14 protein-coding genes are annotated in these 15,966 nt (G+C 61.5%); all 14 read right to left on the reverse strand.

Annotation, left to right across the window (positions count from 1 at the left end; all coding sequences use genetic code 11):
* Positions 1–81: 81 nt before the first annotated feature.
* The 14 genes from A6U98_RS10430 to A6U98_RS10490 all read right to left on the reverse strand — a co-directional run bounded on the left by A6U98_RS10430 (position 82) and on the right by A6U98_RS10490 (position 15,828).
* The gene (locus A6U98_RS10430) at positions 82–1,272 is read right to left on the reverse strand and encodes an amino acid aminotransferase (protein ID WP_064649706.1); all 1,191 of its coding nucleotides are present in this window, start codon (positions 1,270–1,272) and stop codon (positions 82–84) included.
* 85 nt (positions 1,273–1,357) lie between these two features.
* Positions 1,358–2,971: a histidine ammonia-lyase gene (hutH, locus tag A6U98_RS10435; protein ID WP_064649707.1), complete on the reverse strand. Its 1,614-nt coding sequence runs from the start codon at positions 2,969–2,971 to the stop codon at positions 1,358–1,360.
* Positions 2,968–3,150, reverse strand: a complete 183-nt coding sequence (locus A6U98_RS36730; RefSeq protein ID WP_156667827.1) for a hypothetical protein — start codon at positions 3,148–3,150, stop codon at positions 2,968–2,970. Before A6U98_RS36730 ends, hutH begins: the two co-directional genes overlap by 4 nt.
* 15 nt (positions 3,151–3,165) lie before the next feature.
* Entirely contained in the window at positions 3,166–3,744 is a 579-nt protein-coding gene (locus A6U98_RS10440; RefSeq protein ID WP_064649708.1) for a TIGR02444 family protein, read from the reverse strand.
* Positions 3,744–4,811: an ABC transporter ATP-binding protein gene (locus A6U98_RS10445; RefSeq protein WP_064649709.1), complete on the reverse strand. Its 1,068-nt coding sequence runs from the start codon at positions 4,809–4,811 to the stop codon at positions 3,744–3,746. The genes A6U98_RS10440 and A6U98_RS10445 overlap by 1 nt, the downstream gene beginning before the upstream one ends.
* On the reverse strand, positions 4,808–5,839 hold the full coding sequence (locus tag A6U98_RS10450; RefSeq protein ID WP_064649710.1) for an ABC transporter ATP-binding protein: 1,032 nt from the start codon (positions 5,837–5,839) through the stop codon (positions 4,808–4,810). Before A6U98_RS10450 ends, A6U98_RS10445 begins: the two co-directional genes overlap by 4 nt.
* 1 nt (position 5,840) lies before the next feature.
* Complete coding sequence (locus A6U98_RS10455) at positions 5,841–6,764, reverse strand: ABC transporter permease (protein ID WP_064649711.1); 924 nt, start codon at positions 6,762–6,764, stop codon at positions 5,841–5,843.
* Entirely contained in the window at positions 6,761–7,756 is a 996-nt protein-coding gene (locus tag A6U98_RS10460) for an ABC transporter permease (RefSeq protein ID WP_064649712.1), read from the reverse strand. The genes A6U98_RS10455 and A6U98_RS10460 overlap by 4 nt, the downstream gene beginning before the upstream one ends.
* 67 nt (positions 7,757–7,823) lie before the next feature.
* Entirely contained in the window at positions 7,824–8,762 is a 939-nt protein-coding gene (locus tag A6U98_RS10465; RefSeq protein ID WP_018069089.1) for an isocitrate lyase/PEP mutase family protein, read from the reverse strand.
* Positions 8,763–8,905: 143 nt separating this feature from the next.
* Entirely contained in the window at positions 8,906–10,516 is a 1,611-nt protein-coding gene (locus tag A6U98_RS10470) for an ABC transporter substrate-binding protein (protein WP_064649713.1), read from the reverse strand.
* A 107-nt stretch (positions 10,517–10,623) separates the two neighbouring features.
* Positions 10,624–11,199, reverse strand: a complete 576-nt coding sequence (locus A6U98_RS10475; RefSeq protein WP_064649714.1) for a UbiX family flavin prenyltransferase — start codon at positions 11,197–11,199, stop codon at positions 10,624–10,626.
* Positions 11,196–12,638 (reverse strand): UbiD family decarboxylase, encoded by a 1,443-nt coding sequence (locus A6U98_RS10480; protein ID WP_064649715.1) that lies wholly within the window; start codon positions 12,636–12,638, stop codon positions 11,196–11,198. The genes A6U98_RS10475 and A6U98_RS10480 overlap by 4 nt, the downstream gene beginning before the upstream one ends.
* 153 nt (positions 12,639–12,791) lie before the next feature.
* Positions 12,792–14,642 carry a LysR family transcriptional regulator gene (locus A6U98_RS10485; protein WP_064649716.1) on the reverse strand — a complete coding sequence of 617 codons (1,851 nt, stop codon included), beginning with the start codon at positions 14,640–14,642 and terminating at the stop codon, positions 12,792–12,794.
* A gap of 214 nt (positions 14,643–14,856) precedes the next feature.
* The gene (locus A6U98_RS10490; protein ID WP_064649717.1) at positions 14,857–15,828 is read right to left on the reverse strand and encodes an ornithine cyclodeaminase family protein; all 972 of its coding nucleotides are present in this window, start codon (positions 15,826–15,828) and stop codon (positions 14,857–14,859) included.
* Positions 15,829–15,966: the final 138 nt, after the last annotated feature.

A 15,966-nucleotide genomic window follows, 5' to 3' on the forward strand; every position in this document is an offset into this window, starting at 1 on the left:
AGGACAGGCAAGATTGTAAGGAACGCTGTCAGGGGAGGGAAGCGCGAATAGTTCTTGTCTCTGGCCTCAAACGGATGCCAATCAGCGTTTCCCGCGAACTGCCAGAACGGCTTCCGCAAAGGTGTCGATCTGGCTGGCCTGCAGCCCGGCGACATTGATGCGTCCGTCCTCGACGATGTAGATGGCGTGGTGCTCGCGCAGCATTACGGCTTCCCCGGGTGTCAGACCGATCAGCGAAAACATGCCTTTGTTCCTGGCGAGGAAATCGTAGTCGCCGCCATTGGTGAAACGCCGGAACGAGGCAGCAAGCCCCTGGCGCAGCGACAGAATGTTGGAGCGCATACCATCCAGCTCGGCGCGCCAGTTGGCCGCGAGTGCCGGGTCCTCCAGGACGGTGCGAACGATAGCCGCGCCATGATCCGGCGGCATCGAATAGACGATACGGGCGCGCACCGTAAGTTGCGCCTTGGCTGCATCCGCCCGATCCGCGTCGGCGGCGAGAATGAACGCCGCACCTGTACGTTCGCGATAGATTCCGAAATTCTTCGAGCATGATGCGGAGACGAGCATTTCCGGAACCATGCCGGCGAGCAGCCGCACGACGAAGGCGTCGTCATCGAGACCGTCGCCAAACCCCTGATAAGCGATATCGGCCAGCGGAACGAGCCCGCGCTCGGCGATGATCTCCGCCAACGCCTGCCATTGCGAACGGCTTGGGTCGGCGCCCGTCGGATTATGGCAGCAGCCGTGCAGCAACACGACATCACCCCGCTCCGCCCGCGAAAAATGATCGAGCAGGGCGTCGAAATCCACCTCGCCTGTTCGGCGATCGAGGTACGGGTAAGTGACGATCCGAAGCCGGTTGTCTTCGAGGATCGACACATGGTTCACCCAGGTCGGATCGGGCACATGGACCGCAGCACCCGGGCGCGCCAGGGAGATCAAGCCGGCGAGCACCGTCAAGGCGCCCGCTCCGCCCGGCGTCTGGATGCCGCGAATTCGCTCCCACGGCGCGGCCTCGCCGAAGACAAGCCTGCCGATGAGATCGCAGAAAACAGGATCTCCGGCCGGGCCGACATAGGCCTTGGTCGTCTGCGCGGTATGGATTCGCTTTTCCGCCTCCCTCACCGCCCGCGGGATCGGCGTCGTACCGGAGGCGTCCCGGTAGACCCCGACGCCGAGATCGATCTTGTTCGGACGACTGTCCTGCCGGAAAATCGGCATCAATGATAGGATCTTGTCGGCTGGCGGCATTGTCAGATCATCGAACATGGTTCTCTCCGGTCAGGGGAATTGCAGGCGGCGATGAAACGTCGGCACTTCATGATGCGGGCGCAGTTCAAATCAGCCGGCCCGCCTATTTCAGCGCGCCGATCTTATTCTCGATGGCCTCCAGAAATGCGCCGGACCGCACGATCTCGAGAGCCGGTGTGGTCTGCTTGGGCATGTAGCTATCCTCCTGCTGGAACGGGATCGTGGCGCGAAGCGCGTCATAGAGGGCCTGGCTGCCGGCTCCGAGCTTGTAGCCGCCGAGCGCCTCTTCGGTCAGGAAGATGGCGCGGGCCGCAAGCAGGCATTCGACACCAAGGATCTTCGGCATGTTGTCGACCACCTGACGCGTCTTGCGGCATGCCCATGTCGCCATCGAAACATGGTCTTCCTGGCTGCTCTTGGTCGGGATGGTATCGGCAACGGCGGGGAAAGCCAGCGTCTTGTTTTCCGATGCGACGGACGCCGCAGCCGTCGAGATGATGCCATAGCCGTAATTCAGGCCGATCGGCTTGCCGGCAAGGTTCGGCGGCAGGCCGTAGTTCAATGTCGTGTCGCAGAGCGAGAACAGGCGGCGCTCGGAAATATTGCCGATTTCCACCAAAGCGATCGTCAGCAAGTCCATGGCAAAAGCGATGGGTTCGCAATGAAAGTTGCCGCCCGACAGGAATTCCAGCGCGCCGAGCTCATTCCAGAAGACGAGCGGATTATCGGTTGCGGCGTTGAGCTCGCGTGTGATCAGCTCCTTGGCGTGCTCCAGCTGGTCGCGGCAGCTTCCATGCACCTGCGGCAGGCAACGGAAGGAATACTGATCCTGGATTCGGGCGGTGTGTTTCGGATGCAGGATATCGTCCTCGAGGCGTACCGCACGTGCTGCCTCGGTCGTGCGACGGCTGCCCTCGATGATGCGACGGATATTTTCCGCAGTCGCGATCTGCCCGGGCTGCTTGCGCACGAGATGAATGCGGGGATCGAATGCCGCCTGCTCGCCGCGGATCGCCTCCAGACTGAGAGCGCCGGCCGCATCGGCTGTCTTCATCAGCATCTCGGCGTCGTGGAGGTTGAGAACCGCCATGGCCGCACAAAGGCTGTTGCCATTGATGAGGGCAAGGCAGTCCTTCGCCTTGAGATCGAAAACAAGGGGGAAAATGCCGGCTTTTTCCAGAGCCTGCGGCGCTGGCATGCGTTCGCCCTGATAATAGGCTTCCGCCTCCTCATAGCCGATCAGCACCGAAACCATATGCGCCAGCGGCGCCAGATCGCCGGACGCGCCGACCGACCCCTGGATCGGCACCACAGGATGAACGCCACGGTTCAGCATCTCAACGAGACGATCGACCACCTCGATCCGCAGGCCGGAAACTCCGAGGCAGAAGGCGTTGATGCGGACGGCCATCATGGCGCGGACGATTTCTTCCGACGCCGGCTCTCCGATGCCGGAGCAATGCGAGAGCACGATATTGCGCTGGAAGCGGTCGTTATCGGCCTGGTTGATGGCATAATCCTTGAGCTTGCCGACGCCGGTGTTGAAGCCGTAGGTCGGCGGCGCGTTTTCGGTCAGCCAGTTTTCCTCGATATAGTTTCGCACCTTGATGATTTCGGCGCGCGCTGCATCGGCGAGCGCTACCTTGGCGCCCTGGCGCGCGATGCGAACGGTATCTTTGATCGTCAGGCTGTCACCGTCTAAAATTATGGCGTTCATCTCGATGTCCTTGAAGCTCGATAGGTGTGAGAAGGTAAGTGCCGAAATCGAACGCGCGCGCCGGGAGCGCAGCCTATCTCCATCGCAGCGGTAATGTCGCCAGTGACGGCGACGTAGTTTTCCGTGACACCTTCTTCGGTGACGATGGTTCCTGTCATGACGGCGTCGAAATCGCTCATGATGTCTTCAGATCCTCAATGCGCATGATGGGGAAAGCCGCGGGACACGGCCTTGGCGGCGTCTCGTAGCTGTCCGACCAACGTCCCTGCTTCAGGTTCCGGCATGGAAATCGTTTCGAGATAGCGGGCTGCCAGCCCGCCCGGCCCTTCGAGCGGGAGAAAGTCGTCGGCCAGGCGCCGGACCTGCAACCGTTCCGCCTCCAGCTCCGCTGCCTTGATCTGCTCGTAAAATTCAATCTCTGCCGTGTTCCTGCGGCCTTGACGCAGGGTTAGCCGAAGATGTCGCAACGGCAGGACGAAAAGCGAGCGCCATTCGCCGGCACGGTCCAGAAGCCGCCGCATCTCGCCGTCATCCGCGCCGTGTCCGTCACTATCCGCAAGAGCGAAGAACAGCAGTGACGGCACGTCCACCGCGTAACTGGTCTGGGCTTCGAGGCACAAAGACGCGATGCCGGGCTCGCCGTAGAGCCGGACCATGACATCGAACACGTTGGCACAGAAAACAGTCCGCCTCGCAGCTCCGGTATCCTGTTCTGAGCGCGCGTTGTCGCTTGCCTCCGTTTTTTCGTCGAATGCATCAAGGGCTTTTTCCATCACGCTTGTTCCGCTGTCTTTATTCCGGGCGCCGGTTCGTCGTGAGGGAAATGGCAGGCCGCGAATTGGCCGTAGGGCATCGCCGCAAGCTTCGGTTCCTGCGCTGCACAGATCGCCTGAGCGCGTGGGCAACGCAGGCGGAACCGGCATCCGGACGGCGGCGCGCTCCGCGATGAGGCCTGAGTCGGCGTTGCGCTCGGCACGATCTTCCGGCTGGCATCGGGAACCGGGACTGCTTCCAGCAGCCTGCGGGTATAGGGATGCGCCGGACGCTGATAGATGGCATCGCCGGTTCCGATCTCGACGATCCTGCCCATGTAGAGGACGGCGACCCTGTCGCTGACATTGCGCACGACGGCGAGATCGTGGGAAATGAAGATCAGCGCCAGGTTTCGCTTCTGGCGGATATCCTGCAGAAGATTGATCACATGCGCTTGCACCGACACGTCGAGAGATGCAACCGGCTCGTCGCAGACGATCAGCTCCGGCCCAACGGCAAGCGCCCGCGCGATCGCAATGCGTTGGCACTGGCCGCCGGAAAACTGATGCGGCCTGCGGCCCTCCACCATCGCCCGGCTCATGCCGACATCGTTGAGCGCACGATCGACCCTTTCGAGTCTTTCCGCTTTGCGGATGCCCTGGATCTCGAGGCCTTCTCCGACGATATCCTGCACCTTGCGGCGCGGATTGAAGGAAGAAATCGGATCCTGGAAGATCATCTGCAGCTTCCTGCGGATGGCGCGAAGATCGGAAGCAGAGAGATCGGCAACATTCAGGCCGTCATATTCGACGTGGCCGTCGACACGCGTATCCGCCTTCGGCAGAAGCTTCAGAAGGGCACGGCCGATGGTCGTCTTGCCGCTGCCCGACTCTCCGACGAGGCCGAGCGTTTCTCCAGGGGCCACATCGAAGGAGATGCCGTCGACCGCAACAAAGGTCTTGCCGCCGCGGCGATATCTGACCGAGAGATCGCGTACCTTCAAAAGCGCGTCGTCGCGCAGGAAAGCATCGAAGGCATGCGTTGCGGCACCTGCATCGATGGCCTGGCCGGAAGGCTCGTCATTCATGACAATGCCCTCCTTTCGACCGCGGTGTCGGCTGCATCGCCGGTTTGAACAGGCACATAGCAGGCGAAGCGATGCTTGCCGTCCGCACTGGTCGTCATCGGCGGCATCGAGGCATGGCAGCGGGCCTCGGCAGCAGGACAGCGCGGCGCGAACGGGCATCCCGGCGCGGGGTGGGCGAGATCGGGCGGACGGCCCGGGATCGTGTGTAGTTTCGTATGAGCCGGCTGGTCCATGCGCGGCATCGCCGAAAGCAGAGCCTCGGTATAGCGATGGCGCGGATGGGAAAAGACGGTCTCCGTCGGGCCGTATTCCACGACATGCCCGCCATAGAGCACGAGGATGTCGTCGGTGCGTCCCGCGACGATGCCCAGATTGTGCGTGACCAGGATCATCGACATCTGCCGCTGCTGCTGGATAACCTGCAGCAGGTCGAGGATTTCCTTCTGAACCGTCACGTCGAGTGCAGTCGTCGCCTCGTCGGCGATCAAGAGATCCGGCTGGCAGGCAAGTGCCGTGGCGATCATGATCCTCTGCTTCATGCCGCCCGAAAACTGATGCGGATAATGCCCGTAACATTCCGCGGCATCGGGAATGCCGACGCTTGCCAGCAGTTCGATCGCAAGCGCCTTCGCCTGCGCCTTTCCAAGCCGCAGATGGAAGCGGCTTGCCTCTTCGATCTGCCGTCCCACTCGCACGAACGGGTTGAGGGATGTCATCGGGTTCTGGAAAACCATCCCGAACTTGCGGCCGAGAAAGGCGCGGCGTTTCGCCTCGTTGAGCGTCGACAGATCGGTCCCGTCTGCAAGGATGCGGCCGCTGGTTTTCATGCCCTCCGGCGCAATCCCCATGATGGTCTTGACCAGCATGGATTTGCCAGCGCCGGATTCTCCGACGATGCCGAGCGTCGTGCGCGGCGGGATGCTGAAGCTGACGTCATGCAGCACACCGATCGGCCCGAACGGCGACCTGAAATGACAGGAGAGCTCGTGACAATCGAGGACCGGGGTGATTTTCGCTGCCTCGGTCATATCAGAGTTCCCTGCCGCGATGGTTCATGCGACGGGCCAGACAATCCCCGACCGTGTTGAGCGAGTAAACTGTTAGAACGATGGCGACGATCGGTCCGAAGATCAGCAGTGGAAAGCGGCTGAGCAGATCGGTCGAGCTGGCGATCATCCCGCCCCAGCTCGGCGCCGGCGCCGGAATGCCGTAACCGAGAAAGCTCAGCGATCCCTCCGTGATGATCAGCCCCGCCATCAGCGGCGGAACGATGGCCGTCAGCGCCGGAACGAGATTGGGCAGGATCTCGCGCAGCAGAAGCCGCATGTCCGACGCGCCCATGGCGCGTGCTGCCAACACGTAATCACGGTCGTTCTGGGCAATCACGCCGCCTTTGGCGATGCGTGCATAGGTTCCGATGTCGAGCAGGCCAAGCGCCAGCATCATCGTGAAAACCGAATTTCCGATCACCGATATCAGCGCCAGGATGACGAGGATCGGCGGAAGGGACGCCATGGAATTGGCATAGAGATCGACGACCCGCTCGACCGGGCCGCGATAGAAGCCGGCCAGCATTCCGAGGGTCATGCCGATCACCAGCGAGATCAGCGTCGCGACCGAAACGATGGCAAGCGTCGTTCGCGCACCGTAGAGCACGCGGGATAGAATGCTGCGCCCGAGCGCATCGGTTCCGAACAGTCCGTTCAGGCTCCATTCCGGGCCTTGCGAGAAATCGCCATAGGGAAAGCTTGCCCGAACGAGGCCCGGAATGAACTCCACGAAAACCGAGGAGATGATCAGGACCGCCAGGAACGCGAAGGCGAACCATTCCATCGGATGGCCGCTCGGCATGCGGAACCGCGCGGTCTTCGGCATCGCGGCATTCAACGTCTCCGCCAATGCGACCGCTTGGCCGGGCACGAGGTCCGTTTGTGTTGGCTGGAGGCGGCTCATGACACGTCCACCCGCGGATCGATCAGCGCGTAACCGAGGTCGACCAGGATGAAGATCACGACGAAGATCACCACCGTCAGCGACAGGATGGCCTGCATCACGGGCAGGTCGTGGCTGCTCACCGCATTGAGAACGGTCCAGCCGATGCCAGGTACTGCGAAATAGCTCTCGACGATGAAGGAACCGCCGAGCAGATAGGTCATCGACAGGCCCATCACCGTCAGCACCTGGGGAGAGGCCGGGCGCAACACGTGGCGCATCAGGATATAGCGCGTCGGCAGACCCTTGGCCCTGGCAACGAGGACATAGTCCTCCTGGAGGATCGCGACGAACTCGCTGCGGCTCACCCTGTAGAAATAGGCTGCCTGGTGCACGCTGAGGCACATCACCGGCAAGGCGACGTAATAGAGATTGCCGATCGGATCGTCGCTGAAGGAAACCCAGCCGGTCGCCGGCAGCCAGCGCAGCACGATTGCGAAGATGAAGCCGAGCAGCACCACAATGACGAAAGTCGGGATCGACAGCATGACCGAAGAGATCGCCCGCAGCACCGTATCGACGACGCCGCCCGGCCGGCTGGCCGTATACATGGCGAGCGGCACGCCGATCAGGAGCGAGACGAACATCGCGAGCAGCGCAATCTCGAACGTCACTGCCGCCCGGTCGACCAGGAGTTTTGCCACGGACTGCTGGCTGAACATGGTCTGCCCGAGATCTCCCTGAAGAAGCCGTCCGAGCCAGCCGAGATAACGTTCCCAGACCGGCAGATCGTAGCCGTAACGGCTGTTCAGCGCATCGATCTGCGCCTGCGTCGCGTTCTCTCCAAGGATCAGCTGCGCCGCCGACCCCGGCATCAGGCTCGACAGCGCCGTCGCCGAGAACGTCACCAGCAGGAAGACCGGAATGCCGGCCAGAAGCCGGACGCCGACCGCTTTCAGATAGGAGAGCTTGGCAATTCGCAACGATCGGACTCCGATTGTCAGGTGGAACATCCAATGCCGGACTGGACCGGCATCCGGATTTCGCAAAACGAGACGGCAGAGCGGCCGGCCTCCGGGATCAGAGGGCCTTCCATCTGTCCTCGGCATCGAGCCAGCCGCTGTCCCGCTCCAGCGAGGCCTTCTGCTCGGCAGGCGTCATGCCGCCCATGCTATGCTCGTCCGCATAGCGCGTGCTGCGGTCCTTGAAGACATGCCGACCGTAATCCATCATGCCATACATCGATCCCTTCTCGAGATAGTGCATGGTCACCAGGTTGAAGCCGAGCGCCTCGATTTCTTCAAGCCGCACGAAGGGCACGCCGTTGACGGTCGCGACATCGCCGAACATCTTCCAGCCGGGCAATTCCTTGGCCACCTTCCGGCATTCCTCCAACGTGCGCAGGCCATGCACATAGGTCATTTCAGCGCCGAGTGCTGCGGCGCGCACGCAGCGTTCGATAGCGTCGTCCAGCCCCTTTTCGAGCTTGGATTCAGTGCGTGCGATAACCACGCAATCGGTGCCTTCGCAGGCTTCGATCGAGGCCTTGATCTTGGCGAGCCAGAGTTCCTGCGAGACGACCTCATGCGGCACGTTGCCATCGACCTTGCCGGCCAGCGTCGCCGCCTCCATGGCGCGGCCGAACCGCGCATATCCGCGTTCATTGGGCGTATCCTCGATCAGGATCGCTCCGGCGCCGGCTTTGGCGAGACGATAACAGGTGCGGAAGGTCTGGACGACATCGCCGAAGCCGTCATCGGCATCGATGACCAGCGGCAGAGGCGAATAGTCGGCGATGCGGTCGGTCGCGTAGACCAGCTCCTCCTGATTGTGCAGGCCGAGATCCGGCACGCCGGACATGCTGAATCCCAGCGATGCGCCGCTGAGCAGGATCGCCTCGAAGCCGGCCATTTCCGCCGCCTTGGCGGAGTAGCAATCCCAGACGCAGGGCGTGAACACCTGCTTGCGGGAAACCAGATCCCGAAACTTCACCTTCTTGCGATTGCCGATCATTGTCATCCACCTTTTCCGATCGCCCCGCATGGCGGGGCTCATTCTGTCGTCTTAACGTCTATGGCGTGTACGGTCGTCCCAGCACATCGACCGGCCCTTCGCCCGCCCGGATCTTCCGGGCGAGCCTGCGCGTCGTGATCTGGAACCCGCTATTTCTGGCAGACATCCGTGCAGACGTAGAGGAACTGCTTTTGCAGGATGCCGCCGTTCGAAGGAACGACGCCGCCGGTATTGTCGCGCAGCAGCAGCGAGCGTGTCTGTTCCCCGAAGATGTAGAGCGGCATCTCGGTTGCAACGAGCTTCTGAACCTTGACATAGGCGGCTTTGACAGCGGCCGGATCGAGAGTGGAGCTGGCCTCTTTCAATGCAGCATCCATCTCCGCACTCTTGTACTGACCCCAGTTGAAAGCACCGCCGGAACTCAGTAGGTTGGAAATGTTCGGCTCGGCACCGTTCGACACCAGCACCCCGCCTTCGACGCAGATGTCGAAGTCGAGCTGCGTCTTGCACCGCTGGATCAGCGAGGCCTGGTCGACCTCGACGATCTCAGCCGAGGCGCCCTCATAGCCGGTCAGCACCTGCTGGATGTAGGCGGCAAGACGCTTCAGGTCCGAGTTGGTATAGGTGACGATCTTGATCGAGAACGGCTTGCCGTCCGCCTTCAGAGCATCGAACAGTTCCTGCGCCTTCTTCGGATCATAGGCGGGCAGCGATGAAGCGCTGTCGAAATAGGGCGAATTCTCTCCAAAATAATTGCTGGGTGCCTTGTATCCGGGCATCTGCGTGAAGGCCTGCATCAGCCGCGCGCGGTCGATGGCGGAATAGAAGGCCTCGCGGGCGCGAACATCGGTGAAGATACCCTTGGCCTGGTTGAGATAGGCGCGGTTGATGCCGCGGATCGGGATCTCGCGGGTCGCAACCCCCGGCGCCGTTGCGTTCGAGCCGAACTGATAGGGATAACCGGCCATCATCGTTGCGCCGCCCTGCACGACGGTGGCGATGCGGCTGTTGGTTTCGGGAATGATCGCGAACTTGATCGTATCCAGATAGGGGCGCGGCTGATCCCAATAACCGGGATTGCGGGCCATGGTCATCGATATGCCCTGGTTCCATTCGGTCAGCGTAAAGGCGCCGGCGCCCACCGGCTTGATGTCGGTCTTTTCCTTGGCGGCCTTCAATGCTGCCGGCGAGGCGATGAAGGGGCACAGCTCGGCGACTTGGGCTGCGAAATTGGCGTTCGGGGAGGACAGTTTGATCGTCAGCGTCTGCGGATCGACGACGGTGATCGCCTTGTTCCATGAGGATATGAACGGCTGCGCCGGTGAAAGCGTGGCCGGATCGGCGGCGCGGTCCCAATTGTATTTGACGGCTTCGGCATCATAGGGCGTACCGTCCGTGAACTTCATGTCCTTGCGAAGCTTCAAGGTCCAGGTCACGGCGTCGGTGCTGGCCAGGCTTTCGGCCATGCCGCCGGTCACGACGCCCTTGTCGTTGACGTAGACGATAAAGCCGTAGACGGCGTCGAGCACATCCATCGGGCCGCCGGGATAGGTGCCGGCGGTGATCGCCGGATCCCAGCTCTTGATGTCCGAACCGTTGATGATGGTCATCGTGCCGCCGCTGACGGGCTTTTCCGTCTGCGCGATCGCGTGAGATGCGGCGAGCATCACGGGTGCGGCCGACGTCAGCGACAACAGCAAGGCGGCGGCGCCGCGCATGAACAGGCTCTGCAGCCTTCTGGAACGATTGTCTGACAACATCACTCTATCTCCTTTTTTTGAGTTCCCCTGGGGGAGTGATTGTGCGTCGTTGTTTTGCATGCGGTTGACATGATGGCCCGGCAGCTTTCAGCACTGCTCTTCATGGCTCAGTCGTTATGATCCTCCGTCCAGCGCCGAACCTTCGGATGATGAAGCCCGAATTGATCCAGCGCACGCCCCACGGTCTGGTCGACCATTTCGGCGATTGATTTCGGCAGCGTGTAAAAGCTCGGCACCGGCGGCATGATGACCGCGCCGCTGCGTGTTGCCTGGTCCATCAGCGCGATATGGCCCGCATGCAACGGCGTTTCCCGCACCATCAGCACCAGCCGGCGGCGTTCCTTCAGGCAGACATCGGCGGCGCGCACGATCAGATCGTCCGCATAACAATGCGCGATCCCGCTCAGCGTCTTGATCGAGCATGGCGCAACCAGCATGCCGTCGCACTGGAAGGAGCCGGAGGCGATCGAGGCGCCGATATCGCCGTGGCTGTAGACCCGATCGGCGAGGCCACGGATTTCGTCCGCGGTCTTTCCCGTCCCTTCGGCCAGTGCCGTGCGGATCGCCGCGGGCGATATGACGAGATGCGTCTCGACATCGTCGAAATCCCGCAGCATCTCCAGCGCACGCAGTCCGTAGATTGCACCGGAAGCCCCTGATATGCCGATGATCAATCGCCTCAAATCAGCATCTCCGGCTTGACGCGCAACAGCAGCTGGCGCATCCGTTCGTAGGAATCCGGCGGCGGAAGCGCCTTGTCGAACCCTTCCCTTCGATCGCCCGCCTTCATCGTGGCGTCGTAGCCGACCTTGGCGATCACGCCGCCGTCTTCCTGAGGCTCGGACCGGTCTGCCGGAAGGTCCGTGACGATGAGAATGTCGCGCTCCGCGCGCATGCGCGTCATCTTTGCCAATTCGACGGCATCGAGATCCCAAGGGTCGACATCGCTGTCGACGATCGTGATGTTCTTGACGATGCTGACCGCACCCCAGCAGATCGACATGATGCGGCGTGCCTGTCCCGGGCGGGGCGCATCGATCTGCACGACCACGTTGTTCCGTCCGCTGCCTGATGCGGTGACGGCAACCTCGCCGACATTGAGAACGGACCGCCGGATGACGGCCTTGAGGCTGGCAGCGATCGGCACCGCGCCGAGATAGAGGTGCTCCATGTGGTAACCGGGCTCGATCACCTGCAACATCGCGTCGGAGCGGCAAGTCATGCATTCAAATCTGACGCGCACGCCGGAACCGTAATCCTCGTACATTCCGTGATATTCGGAGACCAATCCTTCGAGGATCGGCTCGTCGATATGAATATGACCTTCGAGCACGATCTCCGCCTCTGCAGGCACGGCAAGATCGACAGACTTGCAGCGGGCAAGCCGCACCGGCTCGCCGAGCAGCGATCCGGCGCAGTGCATTTCATCGTCACCAAGCCCCAGATAGAAGCAGGCGGCAAGCTGAATGGCCGGATGCGCGCCGAGGACGACGGCGAAGGGGAGCGGCTCGCCTTTGGCGCCCGCCTTGCGGGCCATGATGGCGAGGTGATGGTTCGGTGCAATTCCGATCATCGCCTCGTTCGGACCAAGCACCTTGATGCGGGCATAGGACGCGTTGCCCAAGCCCGTTTCAGGGTCACGCGCCACGATCAGACCCGCGGTAATGTAAGGACCGGTTTCCTTGGAAAAGAACGTCGGGACTGGAAGCCGGGTTAGGATGTCGTCCTGGAAGAGCTGTTGCTGTACCGGCGCATCGTCCACGAAGACAGGCGGCACCGGAGAGGCGATCGAGGACAGCAACTTTTCCTGGATCTCGCTTTTCGCGACGTCAAGCGCCAGGGCGACACGATCGAGATCCGACAGGACGTTGCCGAAGATCGGCATGTCGTGACCTTTGATGCGGTCGAGCCTCACCGCCGCCTTTTCATCGACGATGGAAAGAATGGCCGACACGTCGTGGATCGGGTCGACTTCCTCCGAAATCACCAGTAGCTGACCGCGTCGGTCGAGTTCCTGAAGAATGCCTCGACAGGATTGATCGCTTTCGCTGCCGCGCATTGCGGCGTTGGCCGTCTGGGATGTCATGGCCGCGTTTTCAGGCGGATCAGGGCGATCATTCATCCGGCAATCCTGTGAAAGTCATTTCCGAGCTGTTTGATGCGGCAAGTATCCGCCGCGGGCCGGAGGCTGGGTAGCTCGAAAATCATGAATTGGAGGATAGGAAAATCAGAATGCTCGGCGCATGAGCGCGATTCGACACGATATGTTTTTAGATCACGCCTGTTGGCCGAAGACGGCGACGAGTGACTGGATCATCGTCCGTTCGGCCTCCGACAGCGTCCTTTCGCCGGAGAAAATCACCGAGAGGTTTCCGGCGATCACGTCTTCCGTAATCGACGCCGCGGTGAGGCGTCCGCTGCCGATGTCCTGCTGGACCGAGGACACCGGCAGGACCGTGCAGACCGGTAAGCGGCGGACCATGGCGATGGCCAATGGCAGAGAACCGACGTCCATGATGGGCTCGACACGCAGATGCCGCGCGCTGGCGGCTGCCATGAACGCCTGATGGATACTGAGATGCTTGATTCCGAGAACCAGCGGAAATCCGCAAACTTCGGCCAGTGGAATTTCCGTTCGGCCGGCAAGGTTCAAGGCCGGATTGGCAACGACCGAGAGGCGCTCGCTCGGTCCGAGATGGATCCGGGTCATCTGCGTCTGGACGGAACCGACAATAGCCAGATTGAGCTCTCCCGCGCGCACCTGATCGTGAAGCGCAGCGTTGGAACCTTCGATGATTCTCAGCCGGTATTCGGGATGGCCAAGGCGGGTTGCCGTCAGCGCCTGCGCCACCTTGTCCGTCATGACGCTATCATGCCCCGAACTCGGCAGCATGCCGATTGAGATGGTCGCCTGAGTGTGGGCGGCAATATCCTGACTGGCCTTTAGAAGGCTGTCGATGCGCTCTTCGATCTCCAGGGTGAACGGAAGCAATGCCTTGGCGGCCTTCGTGCTCTCGGCACCGTTGCGCCGCCGTTCGAACAGGGGTTGCCCGACAACCGCCTCGATCTTCTGAATCTGGGTCGAAACGGAGGGTTGGGTGACATGCGCCGCGCGCGCCGCCGCCGAAATACCTCCGCTGAGGTGCGCAAGGTTGAAGTAGTGCAATTGACGTGCCGTCAACTGCGGCCGGAAGACGATATTGGCCTCCGTTGCCTCCAGATTTTTCTTGAGGTTACAAAGCAGGGCGGACACGACCGCCTGGTCCGGCCCGTTTGCGCGCACGCCCAAGGTGCTCGACAACGGCGGATCGAGGGGCTCCAGATGCAGGCGCGCAAGTCCGAGGCGGTCGGCGACCATACTGCGGGGCATCAGGAATCGCATTTGCGGAAACTCGTTGAGCAGCCGATGAAGGTCTGCCGGCTCTTCATCCATCAGGATCATGCGGTCGCGGATGCCATGCTCGTCCGCATATCGGGTGACGGCATCGCGAAGTGCCTGACGCATTTTCAAAATGACAAACTTCTGACTGGGGGAGCGAAGATCAACCGCGGCCTCCGCCGTTCCGACGGAAAGCCAGACCTCATCGTAAAAGGGCGTCATCGCAGGCAGGTTCGCAGATGGCACGCCGGTCATATAGCCGACTTCGATTTCCATCAAACCCGCGTTGCCCGGGATTTCCGCAGCTCCGTCATCAACAAGGGATTTTCCTCGCACGTCTGCAAACATCACGTCGATCAGCAGGTCGGGCCGCTCGCGTTCCATATCTTCGACGGTACGTCCGATCGCCTTCGAAAATCGGCCGATGGAGAAACTGAGATCGAGACGAATATCGATGCGAAGATGGTCCGTGTCCCCATTCCGCATCCGACGCACGAACCTTTCGCGATGAAGGATGGCCGTTGCCTGCTGAAACAGCCAGAAGGCTGCCGGTAAAGGACTGAGGTGACCGCTTTTGCGAATGAAGAGCTTGAGTTGAAGTTCATTTTCCAAAGTACGCAGACTTGATGTCAGCGCCGAAGGAGCAATCCCAAGCTCGCGCGCGGTCTCTGCCAGCGTCGGGCTCTGACAGGCCAGCACGAAATGGGCCAGTTGCTGGATTTCGATGCGCGGCGGATTTGTAATCACTGCGGGTCTATATCGGATTGCACAAGGGGCTTACCCGACTATGGCACACAAAGCGTTATACCGCACAAATATCAGCGCCGGCCCATTGCTTCCTCTTTGCCACCGAACCGACATGGTCGGCGTCGGACTTTGGTCGGGCGCAGCACTGGCGATCGAATGCCTGGACAGGCTTCCATTCCGATCATTCGCGATCGCCTGGACGACCCAAAAGACATCAGCCGGCGATCAAGACTGCCTCATACACCATCGTCGCGGCGGCAAGATCGGCCAACGCCGTTCCGACTGCCTTGTAGAGAGTGATTTCGTCATTGGAGGTCCGCGCTGGAACATCCCGGCGGCACAGCTCGTCAAGTGTCGCACGCACCGCATCTGTAGAAATGACGCCGGCCCTGATCGGCTGAACCAGATCGCCCGCTTCGTGAAGGGCTTCGTGCGTGTCGATATAGACAGACGAGCGCCGAAGTGCCTCGTCATCGGCCTCGCGCATCGCCGGGGTGAAGCCGCCGATCAGATCGACATGGGTGCCCGGCCGCAGCCATTCGCCCCGAATGAGCGGCGCGGTCGCCAGCGTCGCCGCGCTGACAATATCGGCCTGCCGCACTGCTGCTTCCAGATCCGTGACGGCAGTGGCCTGGAGCCCCTGTTGCCGGAGGCTCTGCGCCAGCCGTTCCGCATTGGCAGGATCGATATCCCAGATATCGACATGCGCGATCGGCCGGACGGCGCGGTAGGCATCGGGTATGAGGCTCGCGACGCGGCCTGCGCCGATCACCAGCAGACGGCATGCATCTTCTCGAGCAAGATAATCCGCGGCAAGGGCCGATGCCGCTACCGTGCGGCGCGCCGTGATCGTGTTTCCGTCAAGGAGCGCAAGCTGCATCCCGGTCCGGCCATCATAGAGCATGTAAGTCGAGGTCAAACCGGGAATGCCGCGCACCGTGTTGCCGGGAAAGACGGTGACGATCTTGATGCCAAGGTAGCGCTCCGACCGGTGCGTTTGATGCCAGGCAGGCATCAGAAGCAGCGTCGCATCCGGCTCGCCGCTATTGGCTATCGTGTGGTGATGCCGCACCGGCACGACACAGCCTTCGGCGAATGCTTGCCGCAGGGTCGCGACCAGCGGGCCGAAAGGTAGAAGCTCGCCCGTTGTCGGGGCATCGAGAATGCGAATTTGTGTGTGGGTCATTGATGCGATCTCTCAGTAAGTTCTGACTGCTGGATAAAGCGAATTCTCTGTGATTGAACGAGAGCCGCGTCGCCACTACGCGGTGCACCAGCTTTTCAACCGGCATCGGGCTCTTCGGACACTTCGTTGTGGTCGGAA

This window comes from Rhizobium sp. WYCCWR10014, assembly GCF_001657485.1.
GTDB lineage: Bacteria > Pseudomonadota > Alphaproteobacteria > Rhizobiales > Rhizobiaceae > Rhizobium.